General features: G+C 60.7%; 12 protein-coding genes. 5 read left to right on the forward strand and 7 right to left on the reverse strand.

Annotation, left to right across the window (positions count from 1 at the left end):
• Nucleotides 1-130 precede the first annotated feature (130 nt).
• From RCAS_RS16580 to gmd, 4 genes are all read left to right on the forward strand, one after another.
• Nucleotides 131-499: a FixH family protein gene (locus RCAS_RS16580; protein ID WP_232280044.1), complete on the forward strand. Its 369-nt coding sequence runs from the start codon at nt 131-133 to the stop codon at nt 497-499.
• 24 nt (nt 500-523) lie between these two features.
• The gene (locus tag RCAS_RS16585; protein WP_012121693.1) at nt 524-1,513 is read left to right on the forward strand and encodes a Gfo/Idh/MocA family protein; all 990 of its coding nucleotides are present in this window, start codon (nt 524-526) and stop codon (nt 1,511-1,513) included.
• 11 nt (nt 1,514-1,524) lie between these two features.
• A complete protein-coding gene (locus tag RCAS_RS16590; RefSeq protein ID WP_012121694.1) occupies nt 1,525-2,487 on the forward strand; it encodes an aldo/keto reductase in 963 nt (320 codons plus the stop codon).
• 304 nt (nt 2,488-2,791) lie between these two features.
• Nucleotides 2,792-3,757 carry a GDP-mannose 4,6-dehydratase gene (gene gmd / locus RCAS_RS16595; RefSeq protein ID WP_012121695.1) on the forward strand — a complete coding sequence of 322 codons (966 nt, stop codon included), beginning with the start codon at nt 2,792-2,794 and terminating at the stop codon, nt 3,755-3,757.
• On the opposite strand, the gene RCAS_RS16600 is transcribed toward gmd, so the two are convergent.
• The 7 genes from RCAS_RS16600 to RCAS_RS16630 all read right to left on the reverse strand — a co-directional run bounded on the left by RCAS_RS16600 (nt 3,746) and on the right by RCAS_RS16630 (nt 13,788).
• Nucleotides 3,746-4,390 (reverse strand): FFLEELY motif protein, encoded by a 645-nt coding sequence (locus RCAS_RS16600; RefSeq protein WP_012121696.1) that lies wholly within the window; start codon nt 4,388-4,390, stop codon nt 3,746-3,748. The genes gmd and RCAS_RS16600 overlap by 12 nt on opposite strands.
• 36 nt (nt 4,391-4,426) lie before the next feature.
• Complete coding sequence (locus RCAS_RS16605) at nt 4,427-5,755, reverse strand: aspartate aminotransferase family protein (protein ID WP_012121697.1); 1,329 nt, start codon at nt 5,753-5,755, stop codon at nt 4,427-4,429.
• A 15-nt stretch (nt 5,756-5,770) separates the two neighbouring features.
• A complete protein-coding gene (locus tag RCAS_RS16610; protein ID WP_012121698.1) occupies nt 5,771-9,307 on the reverse strand; it encodes a tetratricopeptide repeat protein in 3,537 nt (1,178 codons plus the stop codon).
• Between the two features lie 4 nt (nt 9,308-9,311).
• Nucleotides 9,312-10,643, reverse strand: a complete 1,332-nt coding sequence (locus RCAS_RS16615) for a GGDEF domain-containing response regulator (protein WP_012121699.1) — start codon at nt 10,641-10,643, stop codon at nt 9,312-9,314.
• Nucleotides 10,644-10,733: 90 nt separating this feature from the next.
• A complete protein-coding gene (locus RCAS_RS16620) occupies nt 10,734-11,678 on the reverse strand; it encodes a carbohydrate kinase family protein (protein ID WP_012121700.1) in 945 nt (314 codons plus the stop codon).
• Complete coding sequence (locus tag RCAS_RS16625) at nt 11,662-12,834, reverse strand: SPFH domain-containing protein (protein WP_012121701.1); 1,173 nt, start codon at nt 12,832-12,834, stop codon at nt 11,662-11,664. Before RCAS_RS16625 ends, RCAS_RS16620 begins: the two co-directional genes overlap by 17 nt.
• The gene (locus tag RCAS_RS16630; RefSeq protein ID WP_012121702.1) at nt 12,835-13,788 is read right to left on the reverse strand and encodes an MDR/zinc-dependent alcohol dehydrogenase-like family protein; all 954 of its coding nucleotides are present in this window, start codon (nt 13,786-13,788) and stop codon (nt 12,835-12,837) included.
• Between the two features lie 348 nt (nt 13,789-14,136).
• Between RCAS_RS16630 and fmt the strand changes: the two genes are divergently transcribed.
• Complete coding sequence (gene fmt / locus RCAS_RS16635) at nt 14,137-15,072, forward strand: methionyl-tRNA formyltransferase (protein ID WP_232280259.1); 936 nt, start codon at nt 14,137-14,139, stop codon at nt 15,070-15,072.
• The last annotated feature ends 191 nt before the right edge of the window (nt 15,073-15,263 follow it).

The following is a 15,263-nucleotide window of genomic DNA, read 5'->3' on the forward strand; positions in this document are numbered from 1 at the left end:
TGCCGGATGGTCACAGGTAATTGATGTTATTGGCACAGAACCTTTGCGCCTGTGTGTGATTATTGAGGGTATAGGGAGCGTGTTCAAGCATTCTGTTCGATGGCGAGCGCCATTCCACATAATATTGCTCGTGGTTGCAGGTATCAGCATCGGCGCATGCGGCGCAACACCGACTATTGTCGAGGAGCGGGCAGTCGATGGACTGACGATTGCCCTCGAACGTCCGGCGCAACCGGTGGCGTTGCGCAACTATGCGTTCACCGCAACAATTACCAACGCCGCCGATCAACCGGTCGAGGCGGATCTGGTCTATTTCGACTTTACCATGCCGCAAATGGAAATGGGCGTGCACCAGCCAATCGCCGACCGGCTTGGTCCGGGCAAATATGGCGTTCGCACGATTTATTCGATGGAAGGAGACTGGCGCATCACGATTGTTGCCACGATTGAGGGGCGCGATGTGCGCGTCTGGTTCGATCATCCGGTTCTTCCGCCATAGCATCTGAGCACAAAGGACATCCTTATGACTGGCTCGCCCATTCGCTGGGGTATTCTCAGCACCGGACGCATCGCTGGAGTTTTCGCCGAAGCGTTGCAGTCGCTCGACGACGCGCGCCTGGTGGCGGTGGGGTCGCGCAGCGCCGATGCTGCCGCTGCATTTGGCGACCGTTTCAACGTACCGCGCCGCTATGCGTCGTATGAGGAACTTGCCGCCGATCCTGAAGTGGATATCGTGTACATTGCAACGCCGCATGCGCTGCACGCTGAGAATTGCCTGCTCTGCTTGCACTACGGGAAGGCGGTGTTGTGCGAGAAGCCATTCACAATCAATGCGCGTCAGGCGGCTGAGGTCATCGCCGTTGCCCGCGAGCGCGGCATGTTTCTGATGGAAGCCATGTGGACGCGCTTCCTCCCGGCAATCGCGCGGTTGCGCGAATTGCTGGCAGCCAACGCGATTGGCGAGGTGCGCATGATCGCCTCCGATTTTGGGTTCCGCAGCAGTGTCGATCCGCGCAGTCGACTGTTCGACCCGGCGCTCGGTGGAGGCAGTCTCCTCGATGTGGGGGTCTATCCGGTATCGCTGACCTCAATGATCTTCGGCGGCGAACCGGAACGGATTGCGACCCTGGCGCACCTCGGCGCAACCGGCGTCGACGAGGAGGCGGCCATGATCCTCGGCTACAGCAGTGGGCGAATGGCGATGCTCTGGAGCGCCATCCGTACTGAGACGCCGCATGAAACGACGATTATGGGAACGGACGGCATGATCCGCGTCCATCCCCAGTGGTGGCGCGCCAGGACCCTCACGCTGATCCGAGGCGGACGTGCTGATGAGGTGATCGAAGCGCCCTACAGCGGGAATGGCTACCAGTATGAAGCGATAGAAGCCATGCGCTGCCTGCGCGCCGGTATGACCGAAAGCCCGGTCATGCCGCTCGACGAGACCCTTGGCATTATGCGCACGCTGGACGCCATTCGAGCGCAGTGGGGTCTGACCTATCCAATGGAATGAGGAGCACAACCATGCAGTACGGCAAGATCCCCGGCATCGACAAACCGGTCTCGCGCCTGGTCCAGGGATCGGTGATGATCTCGACACGCGATCTGGAAGGCAGTTTTCGCCTGCTCGATGCGATTTTTGCCATGGGGTGCACAACGTTCGACACGGCGCATGTGTACGGGCAGGGAGACAACGAGCGTGCCATGGGGCGTTGGGTGAACGAACGCGGCATCCGCGATCAGGTGGTGATTATTGGCAAAGGCGCTCACCACAACGCCGACCGCAAGCGAGTCACCCCCTTTGATATTACAGCCGACCTGTTCGACTCACTGGCGCGTTTCAAGTTCGATTACATCGATCTGTATCTGCTCCACCGCGATGATCCATCGGTTCCCGTTGGTCCGATTGTCGAGGTGCTGAACGAACACCGTGCTGCCGGTCGCATCCGCGCATTTGGCGGATCAAACTGGAGCCACCGGCGAATCGCCGAAGCCAACGAGTATGCCGCAGCGCACGGATTGACGCCATTCGTCGCTAGCAGTCCGAACTTCAGCCTGGCAGAGCAGTACCGCGAACCGTGGGAGGGGTGCATCAGCATTAGCGGTCCGCAGAATGAAGAGGCGCGCGCCTGGTACGCCGAGCAGCGCATGCCGCTCTTTACCTGGTCGAGCCTGGCGGGCGGCTTCTTTTCGGGGCGGCTGCGACGTGACAATCTCGATACATTCGAGGATTATCTGGATAAACTGGCAGTCTATTCCTACGCTGGCGAAGAAAACTTTCGTCGCCTGGAGCGCGCGCAGCAACTGGCGGAGGAGAAGGGGCTGAGCATCCCACAGATCGCACTGGCATACGTGATGAGTCAGCCGCTCGACATCTATGCCCTGGTTGGGTGCCGCACGCCGGAAGAGTTTGCCGCCAACGCAGAGGCGCTCACGGTACGCCTGACGCCAGAAGAGTGCGCCTGGCTCGATCTGCGGCGTGATTGATGTATGAGGCAAGAGGCGCGAGGTTAGCGGCGCGCAGGCATGGGGATGCCTCCCCTGGGAACCCGCGCGGTGTCGGGGCGTCCCCCCTGGGAACCCGCGCGGTGTCGGGGCGTCCCCCCTGGGAACCCGCGCGGTGTCGGGGCGCCTCCCCTGGGCGCTCGCGTGGCGTAGGGGCGCAACGCGCTGCGGATAGATGCGCATCACCCTATTGCTACGAGACACGCTGGCTTCTGTGGTATCATAACCGCTTAGATTATCCGAAGATAACGAATGATAGTGGCAGCAGACCACGCGAGGATGTTTCATGGCGCGCAAGCGTGCTCTCATTACCGGCATCACCGGGCAGGACGGCTCGTACCTGGCAGAGTTTCTGCTCGACCAGGGGTACGAGGTCATCGGGATGATCCGACGTTCCAGCACCGTCAATTTCGAGCGCATCCGCCACATTCAGGATCGTATCACCCTCACCCCTGGCGACCTGCTCGATGAAGTCTCGCTCATCCATATGCTCCGCGAGCACCGTCCCGCCGAGGTCTACAACCTGGCGGCACAGAGTTTCGTCCAGACCTCGTTTTCGCAACCCGTTTTTACCGGCGAGGTGACGGCGCTTGGCGTGACACGCCTGCTCGATGCCATTCGTATCGTTGATCCGGAGATTCGATTCTACCAGGCCAGTTCGTCCGAAATGTTCGGCAAGGTTGTCGAAGTGCCGCAGCGCGAAACCACCCCCTTCTACCCGCGTTCACCCTACGGGGTCGCCAAGGTCTACGGGCACTGGATCACCGTCAATTACCGCGAAAGTTACGGCATGCACGCGAGCAGCGGCATCCTCTTCAACCACGAATCGCCGCGCCGTGGGCTGGAGTTCGTGACACGTAAAATCTCCCATGGCGTTGCGCGCATTGCCCTCGGACTCGACACCGAACTACGCCTGGGCAACCTCGACGCGCAGCGCGACTGGGGATTCGCCGGCGATTACGTGCGCGCCATGTGGCTCATGCTCCAGCAGGATCAGCCTGGCGACTACGTTGTTGCCACCGGGCAGACACATTCGGTGCGCCGGTTCTGCGAACTCGCGTTTGGCTATGCCGGGCTGGACTACCAAAAGCATGTTGTTGTGGATGAACGCTTCTTCCGACCAGCCGAAGTCGATCTGCTGGTCGGCGACCCTTCCCGCGCCTATGAACAACTGGGATGGAAGCCGGAAGTGTCGTTTGAGCAACTGGTGGAGATGATGGTCGAAGCCGACATCCGTCTGCTACGCGGATGACGGCGCTCCTTTCTTCTGCTGCAACTGATCGGCATAGATCCGGTCGAGACGGTTCATCTCGCGCACGGCGATGGTCTCGATAAAGCGCGGCATATCGCGCACCGGCAACACCGATTTATACCCAACGCGCAGAAATCGATGGATATCGCTCATGCCGAGCATATCCGCCAGCCCTTTCGTGCGATCCAGCGCAATCCCCATGAGCGGGTTGCGCGTCAGGCGCGCGACATTATAGAGCGACTGGCGCACCAACTCGATCTGGCGCACCCGGTCGGCGTAATTATCGGCGAGACGATAGGCGCGTTCGTACATCGCCATATCGAAGTCGAGCGGCGCACCCAGCGCAATCAACTGCTCGACCACCTCATCGTCCAGGCGGTTCGTCAGGTCGAGCAGTTCGAGCACCTGTTCAACATCGCGGATCACCACCCCCGGAAAACTCTGGACAAGCAGATGCAGCCGGCGCGCCTGCGTATCCCGCGCACTAAAGTCGCGCGGACCGTATAGCTCGGTAAAGAAGAACTCGCCAACCAGCCGATACTGTGGCTCAGCGGCAAGATCCGCGTAATCGCGGCGAAGTCGGTCGGATTGCAGCGCCTGTAACGCAACCCGATACGGCGCACGATGTGGCATAACGACAGGTCATCACGGAGCGCGCTCCGCGCCTTGCTAAGACGCCAGTGCATCCTCGAAGATGCGCACAGCGTCACGAATCTGATCTTCTTCGACAACCAACGGCGGAATGAAGCGAATCACGTTGTCGTATGGTCCGCAGGTCAGCAGGAGCAATCCGCGCGTGCGGCATTCGGCGACGACACGTTTCGCCAGCGCAGCATCGGGCATACCCTCCGCCGTTCTCAGTTCAACGCCAATCATCAATCCCAATCCGCGCACATCGCCAATCGACGGAACCTGTGCCTTGAGACGCAACAATTCCGCCTTGAGCAGCGCTCCCTGGCGCGCTGCGTTTTCGACCATGCGCTCCTCACGCATCGCTCGAATTGTTGCGACCGCCGCAGCACAGGCGACAGCGTTGCCACCATAGGTGCCGCCATGGGACCCTGGTTGCCAGCGTTCCATAATGACGCGCCGTGCAATGATACCAGAAAGTGGCAATCCCGATGCAATACCCTTAGCGACCGTCATAATATCGGGTATGACGCCAAAATGTTCAATCGCAAAGAAGCGACCGGTGCGGCCAAAGCCACTCTGCACTTCATCAACGATCAGCAGAATGCCATACCGATCACAGAGCCGGCGCAACCCTTGCAAAAACGATGCTGGCGGAACAATATAGCCGCCCTCGCCAAGCACCGGCTCGACCAGTACCGCCGCAACGTCCTCGGGTGTCGTCTGCGTGTGGAGGATATGCTCAATCTGCCGCAGCGGATTGCCACAGCACCCGGCATCGTCGGGCGCCGCGCCGGAGATGAACGACGGATCGGCGCCGGCGGCGCGCGCGACAGCGCAATGGAAACAGGCCGCATATGGCGCAAAGTGAACGCCTGCCGGCAACGGCGCGACGGCGTGGCGGTACTTGCCCTTGCTGCTCGTGAGCGCGAGCGCGCCCGCCGTGCGACCGTGGAACCCGCCCTCGAAAGCGATCACATCACTCCGACCGGTCGCCTGGCGCGCCAGTTTGATCGCGCCCTCAACCGCCTCGGCGCCACTGTTGCTGAAAAAGAAACTGTCGAGTTCAAGTGGCGCAATGGTGCGCAATTCAGCAACCAGTTCGAGCATCGGACGATGATAGACAATATTCGCCTGACCATGCAGCAGCAAGCCAGCCTGCTCACGGATAGCCGCCACCACGCGCGGATGACAGTGACCGGTATTCGTCACGCCGATGCCGCAGGTGAAATCGAGATACCGCCGCCCTTCGACATCGTATAGATAAACCCCTTCACCGCGCTCGACCAGAATATCGCTGTAGCGCGCCCAAACTGGAGAAAGAAATGCCGTCTGCTCGAGCAGATCCGTTGCTGATGGTGTTGTCATGGACTGTTTCCTTTTCTAGCGATCGCTCAGGCGTGCCAGCGCCGCGCGCGCTTCATTCGCCCACAGCGCGTCGTCGTTCTGATTGGCGACCGTATCAAATGATCGAATCGCCGCATTCAGGTCTCCGAGTTGCTCTTCCGCGCGTCCCTGATAATATCGCGCTTCAGGGTAGTTGCCGTTGCGCCGATTGACCGCTTCGCGAAAACGATTGACCGCCGCCTGAAAATTGCGCTGCGCAAAATAGACCCGTCCCAACCAATAGTGTGCTTCGGCGAAATTGGGTTCCAGGCGCGCAGCGATTTCGAGGTCATCGCGCGCCTCGCTCAATCGGTCCGCGCGGATCAGGAGCAACGCTCGACGAAAGTGAGGTTCAGCCAGACGCGGATTGGCATCGACAGCCTGTTTATAGGCGTCGAGCGCGCGCGTGCTATATCCCTGCTGTTCATAGATCTTCCCCAGCAGCAAGAACGCCTCCGCATAGCGCGATCGTTGCTCCAGCGCACGATTGACATTGCGTAACGCCTCGTCGATGCGACCGGCGCCAAACTGCGCCTGCGCCAGACCAAAGAGCGCTTCCGGAAAAGCGCTGCGCAACTGAAGCGCCTGCTGATATGCACTGATAGCGTCGTCAACGTCGCCAACGCGCACGCGCGCCTCGCCGAGCCAGAGGAACGCATCGGGCGATTGCGGATCAGCCTGTACCGCATTCAGAAAGTGCCCCGCAGCAATCGACCAATTGCCGCCAACTGCCGCCACGCGCCCCAGACCGATATGCGCCGCCGCTAGCGCCGGATTTTGCTGGAGCGCCGCGCGGTACTGCTGATTGGCTGCCTGCGAATCACCGCGCTGAAGCGCAATATCCCCCAACAGAACCAGCGCTTCCGGATAGATCGGTTGCCGCTCTAGCGCCCTCCGCGCCGACTCATCGGCGGCATCGAGACGCCCAATCCCCAGATACGCCAGCGCAGCGCGATAGCGAAATATCGCATTGCCTGGTTGCTGCGCAATCGCGCGCTCATAGGCGGTCACCGCAGGAGCATACTCGCGGAGTTCGATCAGTGTCATGCCAATCTGATCGAGCACTGCCGGATCGCTGGCGCCAGCGTCGAGAGCGGCAGCGTAGCGCCGCGCCGCAGCGCGGTCATTTCCCTTACGCCGCTCCAACTGCGCCAGCATCAGATGAGATCGAACATGGCGCGGATTTGAACCGATTGCTGCTTCAAACTGACGCTCAGCGCGATCAATCTCTCCCAGATCGATCAACACCAGCCCCAATTCGTGGGCAATATCGGCATAGGCTCGCGCGCTGCGCGCGGTATTCTGCTGCCCGCGCTCCAGCACATTGCGCGCTGCATCGAGACGTCCTGCATCACGGTAAAGTCGACTCATCTCAATGATCGCAGCAGCCCGGTTCCGTTCCACCAGCGGCATCAGAATCTGCTCTGCCTCCGCATACCCGTTCGGGCCGCTCAGGCGAAGCGCGCGCGCCAGCGCCAGCGCTTCGTCCGCCCCCGCGTGGTATTCAGCCAACCAACGCCGCTGCGCGATGGACTCTTCCCAGCGCTGCTCTTCCTCCGCCAGTTCAGCCAGACGGACGCGCGCCGGAAAATAGGACGGATTACGTTCCACTGCCGCTTCGAGCAATTGCCGCGCCTGTTCACGATTCCGGGGCAACGCCAGCATTGCCTGATAAACTAACGGCTCCGGCCGATCCGGCGCCAGCCGCGCTGCCGTCTCGAACGCCACGCGCGCATCATTCTCTTGATCATTCACCATAAGCGCTCGCCCGCGCAGGATAGCCAAGTCAACGTTGCCCGGTTGAACCTTCTCGAGCGTTTCGATCTGGCGCAACGCATCGGCAGCCGGCGACCATGTGCGCGTCAGACCGACCCAGATTGCCGCTACGCCTGTTGGCGCGCGTGTATCGCGCAGGCGCGCAAGTTCCACCTCAATCACCGCCAGCCAGAAACGGTAGCGACGACTCGCCAGATCGGCGCGGCGCGCCTGATGGGTGGCGATGCTGCCATCGATCCGGCGTTGTTCGGAGTCGGCAACCGCCGCTCGCTTGCTCCACTCCTGATCGAGCGTTGTGGCTTCGCGCAACGCAAGCGACATATCATTGAGAATCTGATTCAGGTCCGTTTCCCGCTGCGCGCGATCGGGCTCCGAGGGTGTTGCAATCAGGTCCAACTCCCACAGCAACGGACCGCGCGCGTTGACCATGCGCGCCATGTGGAGCAGCGCCCGCTCGCTCTGCACATGTGCCCGCAAGCGGGCATTCATCAGGGGGCGCAAATCGAATGGAACGACGCGGTCATCGGCGCCGATCTGACGAGTGGCAGCGGCAAGCGTCTCCGATGCCGCATCGAATCGTCCACTAAGACGATATGCCTCGGCGAGCGCAACAAGCAGCGACGTCGATGGCGGCAATAATTGTCGCGCCTGTTCGAGCGACACAGCAGCAGCGGCAGGATCACCCGACCGCAATTCCTCGAGCGCCAGGTTATAGCGCAATTCACCGAGGTCCTGCCCCTGAAGGAGCGCAATCGCCTGATTGAACGAATCACGCGCCGCCGGATCGCTCATATCGTGCTGCACGGCGCCAAGAGAAACATACAGGCGCGCCAGTTCGGTCGGCGGCGCGTCGGGCATGGCGGCAATCGCCCGGCGAAATTCGCTCATCGATTGCTCATAGTTACCGCGCGCCCACCAGGTCATTGCGCGCAGGGCGCGCAGCAAGCCAGGGCGCAACGCTGGCTGTTCGCGTTCCAGCGCATCGAACGCCGTAACTGCGGCATTGTACTGCCCACTGTTGTAATCCGCCAGCGCGCGCACCAGGCGCGGCAGAACGACACGCCCATTGATCGGCTGCGTGGCAAGCGGATAAACCGTCGGGAGAGCAAAGCGCCCGGCATACCCTTCAAGGCTGGCAAACGCCTGAATGCCGCCTGGCGCATAGATGAGCACCGGCGTCAACGTTGCCGAATCGAGCATTCCGCCAGGTGCGATCTCGCCCACAATGATCATATCGGCGCGATTCTCGCGCAGCAGCGCTAGCGCCGCCGCCTGATCGGCAGGCGGCGCATCGATCAGTCGAATGGCTACACCTGATCCCGCCGTCGCTGTCAGAACGTCCACCAATTCCTGCGCAACGGCGCGACCCGTAGCGCCGGGAACACCGCCCGGTTCAGAGAATGGCGCGACCAGCACTATCAATTCATCGACGCGGGCGCTGGGGAGCAGGCGCGGCAATCCGAGCACGATCAGCGTCACGACCAACACACCGGTGAGAATAGATGGCAGGCGCGCGCCGGACGCCCATCCGCGCACACGCCCCGTCCAGGGCGACTCCGCGCGCACGGCATCAGGCACCACTATCTCCTCGCCAGAACTGCTAATGATCGTTGCACTTCGCACCAGCCTGGCGTGCCGTAATACCTGCGCCCGTGCTGTTTGCACCCAAAAGCGCAGTTGGGCGCGCAGCGACGGCAACAGCGCCAGAGCGACAACCACAATCACAAGCAGGACCAGAGCGGTAATTAGCGCCTGCATAGGCTCACGACGTCTCCTGCGAAGCGCGACGCACATCGACAATCCGCACACGCAATTGGACGCTGTCAACGGGTAAGGGAAGAATGTGCCTGACCGCGCCTGGCGCGATAATCCCCGACGTTGGTTGATCGGTCAGCGCAATAACCGGAAGGTTCGGTTGATGTTGCGCCAGATTTGTGCAGAAATCACGCACCGGCTTTCCCATACGCCCATCAACGATGACCAGCGCCATTTCGGGATGGTACGCCAGCAACCGTTCGGCATCAAGCACCGTCGGCGCATCAAGCGCGCGCAGGTCTATCTCGTCGAGCAAGGGAGCGATGGCACTGCGCAAAAGCGCATCCGCAGACACAATCAGCGCCGGCGGCGGCGGAGACTTGCGACGATCGCGCTCAACCACCTGTTCACTGACGCCGCGAACATCCACCGCATAGGTGCTGCCAGGCAACTGTTTGGCATATTGCTTCATCTCTGCCGCGATCCGGCTGACTTCGTCATAATCGGCAAAGCGACGACGTCGGTTGGTCACCACTCCAATTGAGATCGTGGTGATCGGAAAGTTCCTCGGCACTCCCTGGCGATCCACGCCGCGCAGATACCCGCGCGCCAGGTCTTCTGGATCGTACAGATCGCGCACCCGCTTATCGAATAGCGCAATCACACCCTGGCAGATCGCATCGAGACGATCCGGCGTCGTCAGAATGGCAAAGTCGTCCCCGCCGATATGCCCGATAAAGTCGCTCGACGAGCCGTGTTGATGCACCACCTCCAACAATACATCGGCGACCATCTTGATCAACCGATCACCGCGCGCCGGACCATACGTATCGTTAAATGCCTTGAAATTATCGAGATCAACATAGAGGAGCGCGAATGGCGCGCCATTGCGCAGGCGGTATTTCAACTCCTCGGTTAGCAGCACATTGCCTGCCAGACCCGTCAGCGGATTATGGACCGGCGTCTGCGCTGCACGACGCAAATGAGCACGGATACGGGCGAGCAATTCGGGAATATTGAAGGGCTTGGTGATATAATCATCGGCGCCAGTGTCAAATCCGGTGACGACATCTTCCGCCGTAGACCGCGCCGTCAGAATGAGCATTGGCACATGGGCGGTGCGAGTATCGTTCCGCAACTGACGAATCGCCTCGTAGCCATCCATCTGCGGCATCATGAGATCGACAATCACGAGATCAGGGATCCATTCTTGCGCCGTGCGCACGAGTTGGTCACCGTTCTGCGTGACAAAAACCTCATATCCCTGCGATCGCAGCACCAATTCGAGCAGTTGGCGCACTGCTGGCTCATCATCTGCAATCAGGATGCGTTTGGTCATGGAGTATGCCGCAAACCATGGGAGGCGCAGGTAACCGACGCACACCACGCCTGTTCAATCGCCCGAAACCCAAAAACGCGAACACTTGCTTCAAATAACGAGCTGCGCATACAGGATTTCCAGTGTCAAATCCTGCCGCACCGTATCAGGCGATTCGAGCGTCAGCGTTGCCGCGCTCACCCCCAGGCGCACTGCTTCATCAATCGGAATATCATGGAGCAACGCATACACCACTGTCGCGGTCAGCGCATCACCGGCGCCGGTTGGATCGACAATTTCGACATTGATCGCCGGGATATGCCCGCTCGAAGACGACGTTGCATACACCAGTCCCTGTTCCGCCAATGTGACAATCGCAATCTCGACTCCTTCCGCCGTCAGGCGGCGAGCCGCCAGAATCGCCTGCGCCACATCCGTCACGTGTATGCCGGTCAAGGCTTCCGCCTCGATAGCATTCGGGGTCACAAGCGAGAATGATCCGATGAACGGTCGGTAGCGCAGCGCCGGTGCGTATGCCACCGGATCGAGGGCTACCGGCACGTCGGCAGCCGCACAGATGTCGAGCAATGTCTTCGCACTCTCGACCGGTACATTTGCGTCCATCACGACCATGGGAGCGCGCTGAAACAGAGCGCGATGGCTCGTGATCACCGCTGGCGTCAGCGCAGCAACCGCTTCAGTGTCGTCTACGCCGGTGATCAACTGACCTTCCGGCGAGAGCAGCGCAACATAGGCAGGTGAGTGATGGTCGCACACCCTGATCACGTGATCGGTATTCACTCCTGCGCGCGCCGTCTGCTGCACAATTGCCTGCCCGAAATCATCATCGCACACAACAGTGACCAACGTCGTCGGATAGCCGAGGCGCGCCAGATTTTCGGCGACATTCCGTGCACACCCCCCAACGCTGATACGCACATCCGCCGAATTCGAGGTGCTGGCAAGAACCTCGCCACGTAGACGACACTTCACGTCCAGACACGCCGCCCCTACAACAACGATCGGTTCGCATGCATTGTCATTGTCTGGTTGCATTGCCGGGTTTCGCTCCTCCGTTGCCGGGCTTGTTGCTTGAAGGTTGCATGGTAGCAGGCGGCGGCAATGCTTCGATCTCGCCGGTCCACTCCGGGATCAACAGCGCTCCAATGATTTCGGGCGAAATCTCGATGCCTTCCTCCCGCAACACGCGCACAATATTGCGGATGCGTTCGGCTTCCGCCTGCGCTTCCGCTTTACTCGTCTCCAGAATACGCTTGACTTCCTGTTTGACCGGACCATCAGGGTCGGGCGAGCGAAAACGATCTTCCGGCACGCTGAAATAATCGATATCAACCCGCGTGACCACGACACCCCATCGTTGGGTCAGTTCGTTCAGGCGACGCAGAACCTCACGCGAGATATGGTGTCGTTTCTGATAAGCGTCGGTTGCGCTTTTTGTCTCAGCGAAGATCACTTCGCGGACAATATCATCGACCTCGTGGGTCAACTGGCGCGCCAGCAGTTTCTCCCAGAACGCCACATCGAGGCGTGCCCGTTCGAGATCGCGCCCCATCTCGCGCGCGACATCGTTCTGGATTTGCCCGCGGTTCGGAATGTTTGCCAGCGCAAACTCCGGGTTCTTTACCCGATAGCGCAGATGCACTTCCACCTCATCGATGCTGTGCGATCCGCCCGTATTGATTTTGGCGACCTTTACGTCGTGGCTCAACTCATAGAGTGGAATGGTTGCAACCCGTCGCTCCAGCAACGGGATGAGCGGCGGCGCCAGCGGCGGCTGGAGGCGGTAGAGCGAACCGCTGTAGAACCGCGCCACCATAATCGCATGATCTTCCGGCACCACAACGGTGTGGCTCGAGATCCAGCGAAAGACATAGAGTAATACTCCAATCCACACGAGTGGAAACAAAACGCCGCCGGTATCGCCGAGCACATCGCGCCCTAAGAAATAGGATGCCATCAGCGACGTCAATGCTGCAAACGCCGCCATCATACCGATCTCGTTCCAGTCGCCGTTCAGCGCGATGAGCAGGCTGACCGCCATGATGACGACGCAGAGCAACGTCACCGTGTCGTTTTGGGGCACGGTCAGGTAAATGACCACCAGCGATACGAACATCAATCCCAACACAAGCGAAGCCGCAGCATACCGCGCCGACTGATCGTTTCGCCCAAAGATGCCCTTCGATGCCATCTACACCTCCAGCAACACTTTCAACCGACCGGCTGCGGCGGCGAATGCGCGCAAGCCATCGTGGAGCGGAAACCGCGCAGCGATCAATGGCGCCGTTGCGATCAACCCGCCGTCGAGCGCGCGCAGCGCCGCTGCAAACGGACCGCAACGCGACCCGATCAGGCGAATCTCGTCCACCACCAGCATGGTCAGGTTGCACTCCGACTCGGCTGCGAATGTGCTCTTCATCACCAGAGACCCGCGCGGGCGCACCAATCGGCGCGCCACTCGAAATCCGTGCGGATGACCGGTGCAATCGACAACCACATCGAAGCGCGCGGTATACGCTGCGTCCAATTCGTCAACATGGATGGCGTGAATCGCCATGCTCTCCAGAAACTCCCAACGCTCTGGATGCCGCCCAACCAGCGTGACATCGCATCCAGGAAGGCGCGCCGCCTGCACACAGAGCAGACCGAGTTTGCCATCACCAACCACCGCAACCTGATCGGTCGGGCGCAGATGAATTTGCTGAAGCATTTCGAGCGCGGCAGCGACCGGTTCGGTGAACACTGCCACGGCATCCGGCATACGATCCGGCGCCCGATGAAGACAGGCTATCGGCAGGCTGAACAATTCCGCCATTGCGCCGTCCCGCCGATCAATGCCAAGCGTGGTGCGATTGGGGCAATGGCTCTCGTCGCCGCGCCGACATACGGCACAATCGCGGCATGCCGCATTGATTTCGCCGACCACACGCTGTCCGATCCACGCCGCGTCCTCACAAGCGACGACAACGCCAACGAATTCGTGCCCCAGCACGCCGCGAAAGTTCATATAGCCGCGGGTGATTTCAATATCGGTGTTGCAGATGCCAACCAGCGTGGGGCGAATGAGCGCCTCGCCAGCACGCAGAACTGGTCGGGGATAATCGTCGACCTGACGCAGTTTGCCATCATACACAAGTGCGTGCATTGGCGACCCGCGCTCTCTCGATATTGCGGTGCGAGTATGTTCGATACGAGATATTTGCACCGTGCGAGTGTCACTTTGGTGTATTATACTACATCGGTCATGCGCTATGCAATACGCGCGGATCGTATCCGGCGTCGCTATCGACCGGACGCTCACGCACTCCGGTTGGTGCCCGGCGCGCACGGATGTTCACGGATCGAGATGGGTTTGCGCGAAATCGATAGCCTTCTATCACCAGCGCATCCATATCAATCCGCCATGTCCTCCGTGTTCTTCGAACGACACATCGCGCCCGAACCCGGATCGCGTCGTGCGATGATGTCCAACCATGCAGGTGCGCCAATGTCATTGCGGATCGTGTTTCTCGGCAGTCCAACGTTCGCGGTCCTTCCACTGGAGCGTCTGGTCGCCGACTCCAGGTATCAGGTGGTGGGTGTCGTCACGCAGCCGGATCGTCCGGCAGGTCGCGGGAAGATGCCCGTTGCGACGCCGGTCAAACAGGCGGCGCTGCGCCTGGGATTGCCGGTGCTCACCCCTGAGACGTTGCGCGATCCTGCGGCTGTCGCAGATCTGGCGGATCTGCGCCCCGATGTCGGGGTCGTCGCAGCATATGGCGAAATCCTGCGCCGCGATGTGCTCGCCATTCCACCGCTGGGGTATGTCAATATCCATCCGTCGCTCCTGCCGCTCTACCGCGGTCCCTCGCCTGTTGCCGGCGCGATCCTCAACGGCGATGCGGAAACCGGTGTGACCATTATGGTGATTGAGGCGAAAATGGACGCCGGACCCATCCTGGCGCAGCGTGTTGTTCCGCTCCCTCCCGATGCGCGCACCGGTTCGCTCACGCGCGAATTGTTCGCTATTGGCGCCGATATGCTGCTCGAAACGCTGGATGCTTATGCCACTGGCGCCATCACGCCGCACCCGCAGGACCATGCCCGCGCGACATTTACGAAACTGCTTTCGCGTGAGGATGGGATTATCGATTGGTCGCAACCCGCGCTTCGGATCGAACGAATGACGCGCGCCTACGATCCGTGGCCCGGCGCGACCACCACCTGGCGCGGTGCGCCGCTCAAAATCATTGCTGCGCGTGTCCGATCCGACCGGCACAGCGATGCGCCTCCCGGCACGTTGCTGGATACGGCGGAGGGTCTCGCTGTGGCAACTGGCGATGGTCTGCTTGTGCTCGAAACCGTGCAGCCTGCCGGCAAACGCCCACTCCCCGCTGCGGACTGGCGCCGCGGTGTACGCTTGACCGGCGGGGAACGGTTGGGTGGTTAGGGGTTCTGGGAACCTTTCTGTCTGACGCTTTCAGCCCCGCGCGCCGCCACAGGCGTGGGTTGTGGTCCGCCAGGGGCGCGACGCGCCGCGCAGCAGCGCCAAACCATCCACCAGGGACACGAAGCAACACGAAAATTTGTCAATCCCTGCGATCCGTTCCCTTCCTGCATTCGACGTTCAATATGGAGGCG

The organism is Roseiflexus castenholzii DSM 13941, from assembly GCF_000017805.1.
Classification (GTDB): Bacteria; Chloroflexota; Chloroflexia; order Chloroflexales; family Roseiflexaceae; genus Roseiflexus; species Roseiflexus castenholzii.